The sequence below is a fragment of the Micromonospora hortensis genome (assembly GCF_022230935.1).
GTDB classification, from domain to species: Bacteria; Actinomycetota; Actinomycetes; order Mycobacteriales; family Micromonosporaceae; genus Micromonospora; species Micromonospora hortensis.
The window spans coordinates 52036-65718 of the sequence record NZ_JAKKFE010000044.1 but is presented as its reverse complement, the minus strand read 5'-3'; the positions used below and the strand labels follow the sequence as shown (position 1 = coordinate 65718).

Here is a 13683-nt window from a genome sequence, read left to right as displayed (position 1 = left end):
GTCGGCAGACCCATGCCCGCGTCCTGCGACGGACCGTTCGACGTACGTCCGGTCATGCCAGCTCCTCCCGAATCCTGATCCGGCTGCCGACCAGGCGCGGATCGCGCTGCTCGACCGCCGGCTCCCGGGTGCGTCGCCAGTCGGTCAGCGCGGTGCGGATGACCACCCGCGCCGGCCGATCGGGGTCGACGTGCCGGAAGATGAACGACGTGGTCACGATGGCGAGCGCGATCTCCCAGGCGGGGAAGAGCTCGACCGTCAACGTGAACAGCCAGTGGATGAACATGTAGAGGGGGACCAGCAGCATGAAGAGCCCGTACTGGGCGTAGGGCAGGTGGACCGGAAGGGTGTAACCGGGCGGCCCGAGGTAGACCAGGCGGGCCCGGTAGATGTCGTCGTCGGTGCGCAGCCGCATCTGGTGAACGCGCCTATTCGAAGATCAGGTCGATCAGGTAATCGCCGACGAAGAAGAGTGTTGCCGCGCCCGCGATGAAGGCGAGCCCGACGATGGCGATCGCGGAGCTGGTCAGCACCTTGGAGATCTCACCTCGGCTGGCACGGCCGATGAAGATGACGCCCAGGACGGCGAGCAGGATCGGCGCGATCTTGCTGGCGAAGAAGGTGACGACACTGTTGGTGTCGATCCCCTTCGGTGCCGGCTCCGCGAGTGGAGCCGACGCCAGGGTGGAGAGCGCGTGGGCGACGCCGGACGACGCCGTCTCCATGAGCTCGAAGGCGATCACTGGAACCTCCCCATAGCGCGGCCGGCGGTGCCGCGGCGGTGCAATAGGCAAGCCTGGCGGGAAAAGTGCTCCACAGGGCATGGCGTTCTTGACCCTGTGTTCGTTACTCACCACGGAGGGTGGCGAGGTTTGGGCGGTTTTCCCCCGCTTCGGCCCTCCCTCCAAGCTTCGCCATCTCGATGCTGGCCAATTCCAAAGCGTACGGGCCGCCCCGGATTGCGACAAGCCGCGAAGGGGCTGCCCGATACTGCCCAGATGACCGATCGTACACCTGTTCTAATCGGCACGTCGGGGGCAGTGGTGCGGGGCCTACCCGGGTCGCTGGGCGCCGCTGCCGCGACCGGTACCGTCTAGTCGTGACCGATCTGGTGCGGGCTTCGGGCCCGGTGGTGATGGGCGTCCTCAACGTCACACCGGACTCCTTCTCCGACGGCGGACGGTACGCCGACCTGGACGCCGCCGTCGGACACGGCGTCCGTCTACGCGACGCCGGTGCGCACCTGGTCGACATCGGTGGCGAGTCGACCCGTCCGGGCGCCGAGCGGATCGACGCCGCGACCGAGACCGAGCGGGTGTTGCCGGTCATCCGCGAGCTGACCGCCGCCGGTGTGGCGGTCAGCGTCGACACCACCCGCGCGCGGGTGGCGGAGGCCGCTCTGGTCGCCGGAGCGGCGGTGGTCAACGACGTCTCCGGTGGCCTGGCCGATCCGGACATGGCCCGGGTGGTCCGCGACGCGCACTGCCCCTGGGTGCTGATGCACTGGCGTGGACACTCCCGAGGCATGCGCGAGCTGGCCACCTACACCGACGTGGTGGCCGACGTCCGGGCCGAGTTGGCCCAACGGATCGACACGGCGCTGGCCGCCGGCGTGGCCGCCGACCGCCTCATCGTCGACCCCGGGCTCGGCTTCGCCAAGACGGCCGCACACAACTGGGAGCTCAGCGCCCGCCTGCCGGAGTTGCTGGATCTCGGCTACCCGCTGCTCTTCGGGGCAAGCCGCAAGTCGTACCTCGGTGGGTTGCTCGCCGCCGCGGACGGCACGCCGCGACCGACCGCCCAGCGGGAGGCGGCCACAGTGGCCACCAGCGTGCTCGCGGTCGCCGCGGGCGCCTGGGGTGTACGCGTGCACGACGTCCGGGCCACCGCCGACGCGCTCGCCGTCTGGGCGGCGACCGGCAGCCCTCGCCTGGCCGTGCCCCCGCACGACAGGAAGCGAACGCACGACGATCACGAGCATGGGGTACGGCGATGACGACGGACCGGATCCACCTGACCGGCCTGCGGGCGCGCGGCCGGCACGGCGTGTACGACTTCGAGCGCGTCCAGGGGCAGGACTTCGTGGTCGACGCCGTCCTGGAGCTGGACCTCGGCCCGGCCGCCGCCAGCGACGACGTCACCGCCACAGTGCACTACGGTGAGCTGGCCGAACGCCTGGTCGCTGTGGTGACCGGCGAGCCGGTCAACCTGATCGAGACCCTGGCGGACCGGCTCCTCGCGGTCTGCCTGGCCGACGAGCGGGTCGACGCCGCGACGATCACGGTGCACAAGCCGGAGGCTCCGGTACCGCACACCTTCACCGACGTGGCCGTCACCATGACCCGGACGCGTACCCGATGACCCGGGCGGTTCTCTCGCTCGGCAGCAACCTGGGCGACCGCCTGGAGCACCTGCGGACGGCCGTCGCCACCCTCGGCGACGCGGTGCTCGTGCTCTCCGGGGTGTACGAGACTCCACCGTGGGGCGACACCGATCAGCCCGCGTACCTCAATGCGGTGGTGCTCGTGCAGGACGAGAGCGCGACCCCGCGCGACTGGCTGGAACGGGCCCGCGACGCGGAGCGCGCGGCCGGACGGGCCCGTGACCCGCAGCGGCGGTTCGGGCCGCGCACCCTCGACGTGGACGTGATCGCGGTCTGGGGCGACGACGACGAGCCGGTGCTCAGCGACGAGGAGGAGCTGACCCTGCCGCACCCCCGGGCGCACCTGCGCGCCTTCGTGCTGCGTCCGTGGATCGACATCCAGCCGTACGGTCGGCTGCCCGGTCACGGCTGGCTGACCGACCTGCTGACCACCGGCCCCGCTGCGGACGAGGCGTTGGAACTGCGTCCCCGGCCGGAGTTGGCGTTAGAGTCGACGGCATGACCGAGCGGAACCGGCCGGCATGACGCAGGCGAAGCCCCCACCCCGCGGGTCGGGCCCGGACGGGTCGCGGATGGGCCCCACCCGGATCTCGACACTGGTCGTGGCCGGCCTGGCTGCGGCGGCGGTGGCCTGGCTGCTGATCAGCACCCTCTACTACAGCGGCATTCCCCGGCTGCCCTGGCTGCCGGTGGTGACGCTGGCGGGGCTCGCCGTGCTGGAGGCGTACGCCGCGATCAACACCCGGGGCCGGATCGAGCGCAAGCCGGGTCGGGAGCCGGTCAATCCGCTGTTGGTCGCCCGCTTCGTGGTGCTGGCCAAGGCGTCGGCACTGGCCGCCGCGATCTTCGCGGGCTTCTACGCGGGGCTCACCGGCTGGCTCTTCGTGGAGACCACCCGCGCAGCCCTGGACGATCGACCGGCCGCCGGCGGAGGCCTGCTCGCCTCGCTGGCACTGGTCGGCGCCGCGCTCTGGTTGGAGCACTCCTGCCGGGTGCCGGAACGCCCGGACGACGAGAGCGAGCAGGACCCTCGGGAGAGCCGCCCCGGCCAGCGCTGAGCAGGGGGTTACGCCCGGCTGTGGGCGCGGGTACGGTGCCTGCGATCGGAGAGCAAGGGCCACCCAGGGTCCGTCCGTGCGCCGGACTGGGGACGGTCGGCCACTGGGGAGGCGGCGTCATGGGGTACGAAGAAGCGGGCCGGGACCGGTCGGCCGAACCCTCGTCGGGGGTGCCGGCCGCCGTCCTGGACAACGTCTTCGACGATCCCACCCACGGTGAGCCCGGCCGGGATCGGATCGGCGTACACCTGGGGTGGGAGCTGCTGCTGTTGGCCGGGCTGGCCGCGGTGAGCTGGCTGCTCTGGCGGGAGGATCCGGCCGCGGTGCGCGACGGCAACCTGCGCACGCTGCTGATCAACGCGGTCGGGCTGGGGTTGCTCGCCCTGGCCGCCGGGCTGAGCCTGCGCACTGCCGCGCCGAACCTGGCCGTCGGCCCGATCGCGGTAGCGGCCGCCCTGCACTACGCCGAGCAGGGTGACCGGGGCCTGCCGGCGTCGCTCGGCCCGGCCGTGGCGGTCGCCGCGGTGGGCGGGCTGGCGCTGGCGCTGGCGGTGGTGGTGCTGCACGTACCGGGCTGGGCCGCCAGCCTGGCCGGCGCCGCCGCCGTTGTGGTGTACATCGAACGCCGATCGGCGCCCGTGCTGGTGCAGGGCGACTACGACCCCACCCGCAGCGCCGGTTACCTCTTCGCCGGCTTCGCCGCGGTGGCCGTCCTGGGTGGGCTGTTCGGCGCGATCCGGGCGGTCCGCCGGCTCGCCGGCCGGTACCGACCGATCGCCGACCCGGCCCGTCGGCGGGGCACGGTGGCCGCCGTGGTGACCGCCGTCGCGTTGGTCGTCTCCACGGTGCTGGCGGCCCTGGCCGGCATCCTGCTCGCCGCCAACGACCCCGGGCCGGTGGCGCCCACCTCGGGGCTGGACTGGACGGTGCTGGCCATGGGCGTGGCCCTGCTCGCCGGCACCAGCGCGTACGGCCGCCGGGGCGGTGTGTTCGGCACGCTGCTGGCGGTCGGCCTCGTCACGGTCTTCCAGGTGTACGCGCCGGAGCGCGGCTGGACGCTGAGCAACTGGATGATCGGCGGGGCAGCGCTCGGCGTCGGGTTGCTGGTCACCCGGCTGGTCGAGACGCTCGGGCGGCCCCGACCGGGCGGCCCCGACCGGCCCGAGCCGGTCAGCGACGGCACGATCAGCTCGGGCTGGACCACGCCGCAGCCGCAGTCCGTCGACAACTGGCCTCCCACGCTGCCGACCCAGGCCGCGCCGCAACCGATCGACCCGTGGCGGGATCCGCGGTGGGAGGACGGCCCACGACGGTGGGACACCGACGAGCGGTGAGCCGCGTCGCGTCCGCCGAGCCGGAGCTGATCTCGACCGTTAGGCTCGGCGACATGACCGACTCACCTGCCGCCACCCCGGGCGGAACCTCGTTCGAGGAGCTTGACGCGCTGTCCACCGAGGAACTGCGGGAGCGGGCGTTCGCCCGGGCCCGGGAGCGTCGGGACGTGTCCTTCTTCTGGTCGGTGCTGCGCCACCTGCCGAACGCGGACGAGGCCACGGTGCTGGACGGCGCCCCGAACTCGATCGGCCCGACGATCGACGAGGCCAACGCGCTGTGGCGGGAGCTGACCGGTCACGGCTACGAGGAGTCGGCGCCGCTGCTGCGGGCCGCCTTCATCGACTACCTGATGAAGCACTGAGCCGCTCGGGGCAGCCCAGGTCCGCCCGAGCCACCGGTTCGGGGCCTGGGCGGATCGCGTCTCTCATGCACCGTTCCGGCCCGGTCAGCCGCTACGGCACGGCCGCCGGCACCGGCGCGCTCGCCGTGTTGCTGCTGGTTGGCATCTGCGGCAGTCCGGCGTACACCGGCTGGGCCGTCACCCTGACCGACCCGGAGTCGGCCGGGGCGTTCTACGCGCGCCTGCTCGCCTGGCCGGCCTGGCGGCTCGACGCGGACGGGCAGGCCGGCGGGTTGTTCGCCGCCGACCTGCGAGCCGTGCTGCTGGTGGTCCTCGCGGTGGCGCTGCTCTACCTGTTGCCTGCCGCCCAGGTCGCCCGGGTGCCCGGCCCGGTCAGCCAGTTCTTCTCCGGCTGGGCCGCGTACGTGCTGGCTGGCGGGCTGGCCGCCGTGTTGGCGGCGCTGCTCGGCCCGGCACCGTCACTGCTGGGGGCCCTGCAGGACGCCAGCACCGGTGCCGGTTACGGCTTCCTCACCGGGTGGATCATCGGCATCGCCAGCCTCGGCGGTCGCGCCTGACCCGACCGAGGCGAGGGTGGGCGCGGCGGTCGTGCCTGCCTCGGCCAGCGGGTCAGTTGGTCGGGCGGCCGAGGTCGAGGAGGCGCTGTCGGCTGAGCGCGCCCACCGGCCGGCCGGCGTCGGTCACGAGGAGCCGGTCCCGGCCCGAGGTGAGCAGGACCGCCAACGCGTCGTAGGCCGAGCCGTCCACGGCGACGGTGGGCAGGTCCGGTGCGGCGTCCTCGGGCACCGGCTCCAGCGCCTCCCGGTCGAGCGGGGTGACCGCCAATCGGCGGATGCCCCGGTCGGCGCCGACGAACTCGCGTACGAACGCGGTGGCGGGTGCGCCGAGCAGCGCGGCAGGGGTGTCGTACTGCTCCAGGTGCCCGCCCTCGGAGAGGACCGCGATCCGGTCACCGAGTCGGACGGCCTCGTCGAGGTCGTGGGTGACCAGCACGATCGTCTTGCGCACCTCGGCCTGGAGGCGCAGGAACTCCTCCTGGAGGTGGGCCCGGACGATCGGGTCGACGGCCGAGAACGGCTCGTCCATCAACAGCACCACCGGGTCGGCGGCGAGTGCGCGGGCCACCCCGACCCGCTGCCGCTGGCCACCCGACAGCTCGTGCGGGTAGCGACCGCCGAACTCCGCCGGGTCCAGCCCGACCAGGTCGAGCAGCTCGTCGACCCGCGCTCGGGTCTGGCCCTTGGGCCAGCGGAGCAGGCCCGGCACAGTGGCCACGTTGGCCCGCACGGTTTGGTGTGGAAAGAGGCCGACGTTCTGAATCACGTATCCGATTCGACGGCGCAGTCGCACCGGGTCGACGTTCGTGACGTCCTCGTCGCCGAGCGTGATGCGACCGGCGGTCGGTTCGATCAGGCGATTGATCATCCGCAGCACTGTCGACTTGCCGCAACCGGACGGGCCGATCAGCACCACCAGCTCGCCGGCCCGGACCTCCAGGCTGAGGTCCCGGACGGCTTCGGTGCCGTTCGGGTAGCGCTTCTGGATGCCCTCCAGGGAGATCGACGCCGCGCGAGGGGATTGGGCCACGCCGGCAGCCTCCGGGGTAACGTCCACGTATGTCCTTCCGCCTGAGCTACCGGGCCGACCCGGGTAACCCCTGGTTCTCCTGGCAGTACGTGCGGGACAACTCTGACACGATCCTCGCCGCGGTGCGCGAACACGCCTCCCTCACCGGGCGAGCGGTGTTGATCGCGGTGCTGATCGCCCTGCCGTTGTCGGTGCTGGCGTACTGGGTCCGTCCGCTCGCCGGTCCGATCCTCGCTGTCAGTGGGGTGGTCTACACCATCCCGTCGTTGGCGCTCTTCGCGTTCATCGCCCCCTACCTGGGCACCGGGGCGACCACGGTGCTGGTCGGGCTGGTCCTCTACGCGCTGCTGCTGATCGTGCGCAACGTGGTGGCCGGTCTCAACCAGGTGCCTCCGGAGGTTCGCGAGGCCGCCGAGGGCATGGGTTACGGACGGTGGAGGCGTCTGTTCCGGATCGACCTGCCGCTGGCGTTGCCGGGCATCGTCACCGGCGTGCGGCTGGCGACCGTCTCGACTGTGGCGTTGGTCACGGTCGGGGTGCTGGTGGGGCACGGCGGGCTCGGGCAGTTGATCTTCGCGGGCTTCCAGAACAACCTCTACAAGGCCGAGATCATGACGGCCGCCCTGCTCTGCGTGGCGCTCGCTGTCGTGCTCGACCTGTTGCTCATCCTGGTCGCCCGACTGGTGACTCCCTGGTCCACTCGGAGGGCACGGTGACCGTCGCGGAAAACCCGATCGGGCAGGCCATCACCTGGATCAACGACCCACTGAACTGGACCAACCCCGGCGGCATGCTGGACCGGCTCGGCGAGCACCTGACGATCTCCGCCCTGGCGGTGGCGCTCGGCTGCCTGGTGGCCTGGCCGCTCGGGCTCTGGTTGGGGCACCTCGGTCGAGGTGGCGGCCTCGTGGTGCTGATCTCCAACGCCACCCTGGCCATCCCCACCCTGGCGCTGCTGACCATCCTCCCGGTCGTCTTCGCCAGCGGCTTCGGGAAGACACCGGTAGTGGTGGCACTGGCTGTCTTCGCCGTGCCACCGCTGCTGGCCAACGCGTACACCGGGGTGCGGCAGGTGGACCCCGAGGCCCGCGACGCGGCCCGGGGGATGGGCCTGTCCGGCGGGCAGTTGCTGCGCCGGGTGGAGTTGCCGCTCGCGGTTCCCTACCTGGCGGCCGGCTTCCGCACCGCGGCGGTCCAGGTGATCGCGACAGCGGCGCTGGCCTCCTTCGTCAACGGCGGCGGCCTGGGCCAGATCATCCGGACCGGCTTCGGCATCGGTATCGCGGCCGGCGGCGGGCAGATCGTCGCCGGCGGCGTGCTGGTGGCCGGGCTCGCGCTGCTGGCCGAGGTGGTCCTCGGCGGCGTCGAACGGCTGGTCACCCCCAAGCCGCTGCGGCGCGGGCGGCAGCGCCTCGGGCGGCCCCGAGCCGCCGACGCCACCGGAAGCGCCTGACCCGTCCGGGTGAGCCCGCGTCGCGCTGGCAACCCACGCCCGTCAAATCGGTGACGATGGGGTGACGAAGTCCATCCCAAGTTGTCGGTCGGTTCCGGACCATGTTGGGTGGACATTCGCGGGCGGCCGACAGTCAGGATCGCCCGTCGGACACGCGGCCGGCCCGGAACGGGCCGCGCCGGGACACGGAAGGCGGGCACATGCGCGCACGTACACGTCTGGCGATCGGGGCGGTCAGCGCCATCGCCGGGGCAGCACTCCTCACCGGCTGCGGTGACGCCGGCTCGTCCGGCACCGACGCACCCCAGACGAGCGCCTCCGGCGCCGGGTGCGCCCCGGTCGCCGGCCAGCAGCTCATCGCTCTGCAGGACGACAAGAAGCTCCAGAACTCCGACAACGTCATTCCCGCTGTCAACAGCAAGGCGGCCAATCCGCAGCTGATCGCCGCACTCGACAAGGTCTCCGCCGCGCTCGACACCCCGAAGCTGATCCAGCTCAACAAGGCTGTCAACGAGGACCGCAAGACTCCCAAGGTGGCGGCCGAGGAGTTCGCCAGCGCGAACAACCTCACCGCGGGCATCACCAAGGGCCCAGGCGGCGACATCACTGTGGGCGCCGGCAACTTCGCCGAGAGCCAGATCCTGGGCGAGCTGTACCGGATCGCGCTCAGCGCCGCCGGCTACCAGGTCAAGGTGCAGCAGATCGGCAACCGGGAGCTCTACGCGCCGGCTCTGGAGAAGGGCGAGATCCAGGTCGTCCCGGAGTACGCGGCGACAATGGCCGAGTTCCTCAACACCAAGGCCAACGGCCAGAACGCCCAGCCGATCTCCTCGCCGGACGTCAACACGACGGTGACCGCGCTGAAGGCCGAGGGCGACAAGGCCGGCCTCACCTTCGGCACCCCGGCCGCCGCACAGGACCAGAACGCCTTCGCGGTGACCCAGGCCTTCGCCGACAAGTACGGCGTGCGGACCCTCTCCGAGCTGGCCGCGAAGTGCTCCGGCAGCGCGACGGTGCTGGGTGGCCCGCCGGAGTGCGAGCAGCGTCCGTTCTGCAAGCCCGGCCTGGAGAAGACCTACGGGCTGTCGGTCGGCAAGTTCTCCTCCCTGGACCAGGGCGGGCCGCTGACCAAGAGCGGGCTGCGTGACGGCTCGATCAGCGTGGGTCTGATCTTCTCCTCGGATGGCGCCTTCGCCACCAGCTGAGCCCGTTCCGCACGTGCTGAGGACGCCCCCGCCCCCGATCGGGCGGGGGCGTCCTCGCGTCCCGGGGACCCCGTTCCCTCCGGTGGATATCGTGGGTAGGCTGCACATCCATGCCAGCCCCGGCCACCTCTGACGCCCGGCGTCAACCACCGCTGCTGACCATGCTCTTCTGGGCGGGCGTCGCTCTCGCGCCGGTGGCGGCGCTGATCCTGCTGGTGGCCGACGGCAATGGCCCGCTGCGTTTCGCCGCGGTGCTCGCCATCCTCGCCGTGGTGCTGATCGGCCTCTCCATCGCGTTGCGGCCCGACGGTGAGGACGCCTCGGCGCGGACCGACGAGTTGTTTGACGAGATCGAGGAACTGCGTCGGGAGTTGCGCGGCGAGATCGTGGCCGCCGCCCAGCGCGGTAACCAGGCGCTCGATCAGGCGCAACGGGCCCACGAGGGGATCGCCGCGGTGCGCCGCCGTCTCGACGCCAGCGGTGCCGCCCTCGCCGGTGCCGCCCCCGCCGTCGAACCGGCGGGCGCCGGGCGGGCGCGGGTGGCCGCCGTCGAGCCGCCGGTGGACGACAAGCCCGTGGTCCGTTCCCGGGGCGACGCGTCGGCCGGCCGCGTCCGGGTGTCCAGCCCCGACGACGCGTCCCGTTGGGGGCGCCCCGAGCACCCGGACGACGACGAGCCGGCGTACGCCCGGGAGGCCCCCGAACCGCCGGCCCCCGCCGGGACGTACGGCGGGGAGCGGCCGGCCCCCACCGCGTACGGCTCAGCTCGCCCCCGGGAACACGACCGCCCCGAGGCTGCGCACCGGCCGGGCGGCGTGGTCCGACACACCGAGACCGTGCACGTCACCACCCGGCACACGGTGGTGGACGGCGGCCCGGCCGAGCCGGCCGGGCGCTACGGCGGCGGGTACGCCGGTCAGTGGACCCCACCCGCGCAGGAGTGGAACCGGGGCGGCGACGTCGATCAGCCCCCTCGCCCGTCCGGGAGGGCGAGGAGCGAGCCGGAGCAGCACCCCAGGGCCGGGTACGGCGACGAGCCGGGCTGGACGGGCCGCCGCGACGAACCGGAGTGGACGGATCGGCGCGACGCGTACGCCCAGCCCGACGAGGCGGCCCCAACCGCCCGGTCACACCGCACCCCGGAGAGGCCGGCGGCGGAATCCTGGGACAGTGCTGACGATCGGGGCTGGTCGGAGCAGCGTGACCGGGCGGGCGCCCCGGCAGCGCAGGCCGGGCCGCCGCTGCGGGCCGACGACACCGGCGAGTACTGGTCGCAGTTGCGGGGCGGTGACCGGTGGGCCGCCGTCCGCGACGACGAGAACGGTCGCGAGGTGCGGGTCGGCGAGCGTCGGGCCGAGGTGCACGCCGACGCCACCGGCACCGAGTACCGGGTGGCCGACCGCTGGGCCGCCGTCCGCCACGAGGAGCCGCGCCGCCACGAGGAGCCGCGCCGTCACGAGGAGCCGCGCCGTCACGAGGAGCCGCGCCGTCACGAGGAGCCGCGCCGCTACGAGGACGCCGGCCGGTATGACGAACCGCGCCGCCACGACGGTGGTCGGCGGGCCGAGCCGGGACGGCCCGCGCTGCCGGTGGGCGGTGTGCCGGTGCCGGACAAGTGGCGCCCGCCACGCCAACGCGGCCACCAGGCGGAACCCGAGCCGGAACGGACCGGCCGTCGACGGGTCGACGAGCGCTACGGCTACCCGCCGCAGGACGACGTACCGCGTGCCGGCGGTGCGCCACCCGCCGACCGCTGGCGGTGACCGGTCAGGCGACCCGGGTCACTTGTCGATGTCGCCGACCACGAAGAACATCGAGCCGAGGATCGCGATCAGATCCGGGACCAGGCAGCCGGGGAGCAGGGTGGCCAACGCCTGCACGTTCGCGTACGAGGCGGTACGCAGCTTCAACCGCCACGGCGTCTTCTCACCCCGCGACACAAGGTAGTAGCCGTTGATGCCGAGCGGGTTCTCCGTCCAGGCGTACGTGTGCCCCTCCGGCGCCTTGAGTACCTTCGGTAGCCGGGTGTTGATCGGCCCGGTCAGCCGGTCCACCCGGTCGAGGCACTGCTCGGCAAGGTCCAGTGACGCGTACACCTGGTCGAGCAGCACCTCGAAACGGGCGTGGCAGTCCCCGGCGGTCTTGGTGACCACCGGAACGTCCAGCTCGTCGTAGGCCAGGTAGGGGTCGTCGCGGCGCAGGTCCAGGTCGAGCCCCGAGGCCCGGGCCACCGGGCCGGACGCGCCGAACGCAGCGGCGTCCGCGGCGGACAGCACGCCCACGCCGACGGTACGGGCCAGGAAGATCTCGTTACGCCGGATCAGGTGGTCCAGGTCGGGTAACCGCCGGCGTACCTCGCCGATCGCCGCCCGGGCCCGCCCGGTCCACCCGTAGGGCACCTCTTCCTTGAGGCCACCCACCCGGTTGAACATGTAGTGGATCCGGCCGCCGGAGACCTCCTCCATCACCGCCTGGATGGTCTCGCGTTCCCGGAAGGCGTAGAAGATCGGCGTGATCGCCCCGATCTCCAACGGGTACGAGCCGAGGAACATCAGGTGGTTCAGCACCCGGTTCAGCTCCGCGAGGGCCATCCGCAGCCAGGTGGCCCGCTCCGGCACCTCCATGCCCATCAGGCGTTCCACAGCGAGCACCACACCCAGCTCGTTGGAGAACGCCGAGAGCCAGTCGTGCCGGTTGGCCAGCACGATGATCTGCCGGTAGTCACGCACCTCGAAGAGCTTCTCCGCGCCCCGGTGCATGTAACCGACGATCGGTTCGCAGGCGACCACTCGCTCGCCGTCGAGCACCAGCTTCAACCGCAGCACACCATGGGTGGAGGGGTGCTGCGGCCCGATGTTCAGCACCATGTCGGTGCCGAGCTGCTGATCGCCGGTGCCGGCGATCAGCCCGGCCCCGGTGCCGACGGTCAGTTCACGAAGGTCCCCGGCGTCGGTGGTCATGCCCGTCATCGTGCCACGGCCGGCCCGAGCGGGATGCCGACCGGCTGGCGCAACCACCAGTGCCCGCCGAGCCCGGCCGGGTCGGTCAGCTCGGCCACCGCCGACGCGGTGGCCAGCGCCCGCACGTACCCGACCGGGTCGGTGCCGGCCAGGCTGAGCGGCGGTCGCCCGCCGTCGGCCCCGAGCGCCCGCAGCGCCTCACGCTGCAAGACCAGGGAGTACGCGCACCGGGCGACCGCCGCACCAGCGGAGGCCACCGAGTCCATTGCCACGTGCGCTGTGACATCACTCGACCCGTCGGGCACGGGGGGCACCTGCCGCCCACCCCGGTACCCGGTCAACGTCCCGTCGACCGGTCTGCTCTCCCGCAGGTGCCCGTAGTCGACCGCGACCGCCAGCCCTCGCTCGATCTTTGTTAACGCCTGCGCCCAGGCTTCGTCTCTCGAGCGGCCGATCTCGGCTCGTCGGTAGTCACTGCTGGGGGTTTCGGGGCAGCCCGGCCGGCTCCGGGCGGTCAGGCTTGATCCCTGCGCCGACCGGGCTGCCCCGAAACCCGACTCGCTTCCGCTTGTCGCGCCCGATGAGGTCACTCCCAGATCCGGGTCACTGTCCGTACTGGGCACGGTTGCGGGGCTGGGCCACCAGGCGTTGAGCCAGTCGAGATCATCGGGGCTGACCGGCTCACCAACTGATTCGGCACCGTTGTCGGGGTCGACCAGCAGGTATCGCCAGCCGTCCTCGGTGTGCAGCGCGACGTCCAGCGGGACGTTGTCCAGCCACTCGGTGGCCAGCAGCACTCCGGTGATCCCGGCGGGGATCTCGGCTGTCCAGGTGATCTCTTCGGGCAGGTTCTCGGGGCGGTCCGCGTACTCGACGGCTGTGAAGCGCACGCGGTCCGCGAGTGGCGGGCGGGCGGCGACCGACGACGGCTCGTCGGGCGACCGACGGACGGGGGCCGTGGGAGTCAGGGTTTCCGGGGAGCCCGCCCGCGGAGGGATCAAGCCTGACCGCCCGGAGCGGGTGGGCTCCCCGGAAACCCCCACCGCACGCCCGACGGCGTCCCCAGGCGCGACGAGCCCGAGCAAGCTTTGCAGCAGTTCCCCACGCCCAGCCCCGACGTCGACCACGTCGAGCCGGTCAGGGTGACCGAGGGCAGCGTCCACCTCTGTGATCAGGCGCAGCAGGGCGGTGGCGAAGGCGGGGGACGCGTGCACGCTGGTGCGGAAGTGGTCGGCCGGCCCGGTACCGCTAACGAAGAAGCCGCCCGGGCCGTAGAGCGCCCGACTCATCGCGTCTCGCCACAGGATCGACATCAGTCCACTCCGAGTTGAGCGTGGGTCA

General features: G+C 72.5%; 16 protein-coding genes. 11 read left to right on the top strand and 5 right to left on the bottom strand.

Going from position 1 to position 13683, the window contains the following annotated elements:
• Positions 1-52 precede the first annotated feature (52 nt).
• Positions 53-415, bottom strand: a complete 363-nt coding sequence (locus NIE111_RS26515; protein WP_053654782.1) for a hypothetical protein — start codon at positions 413-415, stop codon at positions 53-55.
• 13 nt (positions 416-428) lie between these two features.
• Entirely contained in the window at positions 429-743 is a 315-nt protein-coding gene (locus tag NIE111_RS26510) for a hypothetical protein (protein WP_030327982.1), read from the bottom strand.
• Positions 744-1099: 356 nt separating this feature from the next.
• Here NIE111_RS26510 and folP point away from each other — a divergent pair, with 356 nt between their 5' ends.
• The 7 genes from folP to NIE111_RS26475 all read left to right on the top strand — a co-directional run bounded on the left by folP (position 1100) and on the right by NIE111_RS26475 (position 5694).
• Complete coding sequence (gene folP / locus NIE111_RS26505) at positions 1100-1996, top strand: dihydropteroate synthase (RefSeq protein ID WP_238687035.1); 897 nt, start codon at positions 1100-1102, stop codon at positions 1994-1996.
• Entirely contained in the window at positions 1993-2361 is a 369-nt protein-coding gene (folB, locus tag NIE111_RS26500) for a dihydroneopterin aldolase (protein WP_238687034.1), read from the top strand. The genes folP and folB overlap by 4 nt, the downstream gene beginning before the upstream one ends.
• Positions 2358-2885: a 2-amino-4-hydroxy-6-hydroxymethyldihydropteridine diphosphokinase gene (folK, locus tag NIE111_RS26495; RefSeq protein ID WP_238687033.1), complete on the top strand. Its 528-nt coding sequence runs from the start codon at positions 2358-2360 to the stop codon at positions 2883-2885. Before folB ends, folK begins: the two co-directional genes overlap by 4 nt.
• Before the next feature lie 19 nt (positions 2886-2904).
• The gene (locus tag NIE111_RS26490; RefSeq protein WP_238687032.1) at positions 2905-3441 is read left to right on the top strand and encodes a DUF3180 domain-containing protein; all 537 of its coding nucleotides are present in this window, start codon (positions 2905-2907) and stop codon (positions 3439-3441) included.
• A 119-nt stretch (positions 3442-3560) separates the two neighbouring features.
• The gene (locus tag NIE111_RS26485; protein WP_238687031.1) at positions 3561-4775 is read left to right on the top strand and encodes an ABC transporter permease; all 1215 of its coding nucleotides are present in this window, start codon (positions 3561-3563) and stop codon (positions 4773-4775) included.
• 53 nt (positions 4776-4828) lie between these two features.
• Positions 4829-5137 carry a hypothetical protein gene (locus NIE111_RS26480; RefSeq protein WP_238687030.1) on the top strand — a complete coding sequence of 103 codons (309 nt, stop codon included), beginning with the start codon at positions 4829-4831 and terminating at the stop codon, positions 5135-5137.
• 65 nt (positions 5138-5202) lie between these two features.
• Complete coding sequence (locus NIE111_RS26475; RefSeq protein WP_238687029.1) at positions 5203-5694, top strand: hypothetical protein; 492 nt, start codon at positions 5203-5205, stop codon at positions 5692-5694.
• Between the two features lie 52 nt (positions 5695-5746).
• Here NIE111_RS26475 and NIE111_RS26470 read toward each other — a convergent pair whose 3' ends face one another.
• Complete coding sequence (locus NIE111_RS26470) at positions 5747-6751, bottom strand: ABC transporter ATP-binding protein (protein WP_372488409.1); 1005 nt, start codon at positions 6749-6751, stop codon at positions 5747-5749.
• A 2-nt stretch (positions 6752-6753) separates the two neighbouring features.
• On the opposite strand from NIE111_RS26470, the gene NIE111_RS26465 reads away from it, so the two are divergent.
• From NIE111_RS26465 to NIE111_RS26450, 4 genes are all read left to right on the top strand, one after another.
• Positions 6754-7440 (top strand): ABC transporter permease, encoded by a 687-nt coding sequence (locus tag NIE111_RS26465; protein WP_091403225.1) that lies wholly within the window; start codon positions 6754-6756, stop codon positions 7438-7440.
• A complete protein-coding gene (locus tag NIE111_RS26460) occupies positions 7437-8177 on the top strand; it encodes an ABC transporter permease (protein WP_210780819.1) in 741 nt (246 codons plus the stop codon). The genes NIE111_RS26465 and NIE111_RS26460 overlap by 4 nt, the downstream gene beginning before the upstream one ends.
• A gap of 200 nt (positions 8178-8377) precedes the next feature.
• Entirely contained in the window at positions 8378-9382 is a 1005-nt protein-coding gene (locus tag NIE111_RS26455; RefSeq protein WP_238687027.1) for a glycine betaine ABC transporter substrate-binding protein, read from the top strand.
• 110 nt (positions 9383-9492) lie between these two features.
• Positions 9493-11145, top strand: a complete 1653-nt coding sequence (locus NIE111_RS26450) for a hypothetical protein (protein ID WP_238687026.1) — start codon at positions 9493-9495, stop codon at positions 11143-11145.
• Positions 11146-11163: 18 nt separating this feature from the next.
• On the opposite strand, the gene NIE111_RS26445 is transcribed toward NIE111_RS26450, so the two are convergent.
• Together NIE111_RS26445 and NIE111_RS26440 are read right to left on the bottom strand one after the other, a co-directional pair.
• On the bottom strand, positions 11164-12351 hold the full coding sequence (locus tag NIE111_RS26445) for an NADH-quinone oxidoreductase subunit D (RefSeq protein WP_181539454.1): 1188 nt from the start codon (positions 12349-12351) through the stop codon (positions 11164-11166).
• On the bottom strand, positions 12348-13655 hold the full coding sequence (locus NIE111_RS26440; RefSeq protein ID WP_238687025.1) for an SAM-dependent methyltransferase: 1308 nt from the start codon (positions 13653-13655) through the stop codon (positions 12348-12350). Before NIE111_RS26440 ends, NIE111_RS26445 begins: the two co-directional genes overlap by 4 nt.
• Positions 13656-13683 lie beyond the last annotated feature (28 nt).

What these genes read in the sequence shown, in the direction of transcription:
- NIE111_RS26440 (WP_238687025.1), bottom strand. Translation starts at nt 13,655, where the DNA reads ATGTCGATCCTGTGGCGAGACGCGATGAGTCGGGCGCTCTACGGCCCG.
- NIE111_RS26455 (WP_238687027.1), top strand. Translation starts at nt 8,378, where the DNA reads ATGCGCGCACGTACACGTCTGGCGATCGGGGCGGTCAGCGCCATCGCC.
- NIE111_RS26515 (WP_053654782.1), bottom strand. Translation starts at nt 415, where the DNA reads ATGCGGCTGCGCACCGACGACGACATCTACCGGGCCCGCCTGGTCTAC.
- NIE111_RS26480 (WP_238687030.1), top strand. Translation starts at nt 4,829, where the DNA reads ATGACCGACTCACCTGCCGCCACCCCGGGCGGAACCTCGTTCGAGGAG.
- NIE111_RS26465 (WP_091403225.1), top strand. Translation starts at nt 6,754, where the DNA reads ATGTCCTTCCGCCTGAGCTACCGGGCCGACCCGGGTAACCCCTGGTTC.
- NIE111_RS26445 (WP_181539454.1), bottom strand. Translation starts at nt 12,351, where the DNA reads ATGACGGGCATGACCACCGACGCCGGGGACCTTCGTGAACTGACCGTC.
- NIE111_RS26475 (WP_238687029.1), top strand. Translation starts at nt 5,203, where the DNA reads ATGCACCGTTCCGGCCCGGTCAGCCGCTACGGCACGGCCGCCGGCACC.
- folK (WP_238687033.1), top strand. Translation starts at nt 2,358, where the DNA reads ATGACCCGGGCGGTTCTCTCGCTCGGCAGCAACCTGGGCGACCGCCTG.
- NIE111_RS26485 (WP_238687031.1), top strand. Translation starts at nt 3,561, where the DNA reads ATGGGGTACGAAGAAGCGGGCCGGGACCGGTCGGCCGAACCCTCGTCG.
- NIE111_RS26450 (WP_238687026.1), top strand. Translation starts at nt 9,493, where the DNA reads ATGCCAGCCCCGGCCACCTCTGACGCCCGGCGTCAACCACCGCTGCTG.
- folB (WP_238687034.1), top strand. Translation starts at nt 1,993, where the DNA reads ATGACGACGGACCGGATCCACCTGACCGGCCTGCGGGCGCGCGGCCGG.
- NIE111_RS26490 (WP_238687032.1), top strand. Translation starts at nt 2,905, where the DNA reads ATGACGCAGGCGAAGCCCCCACCCCGCGGGTCGGGCCCGGACGGGTCG.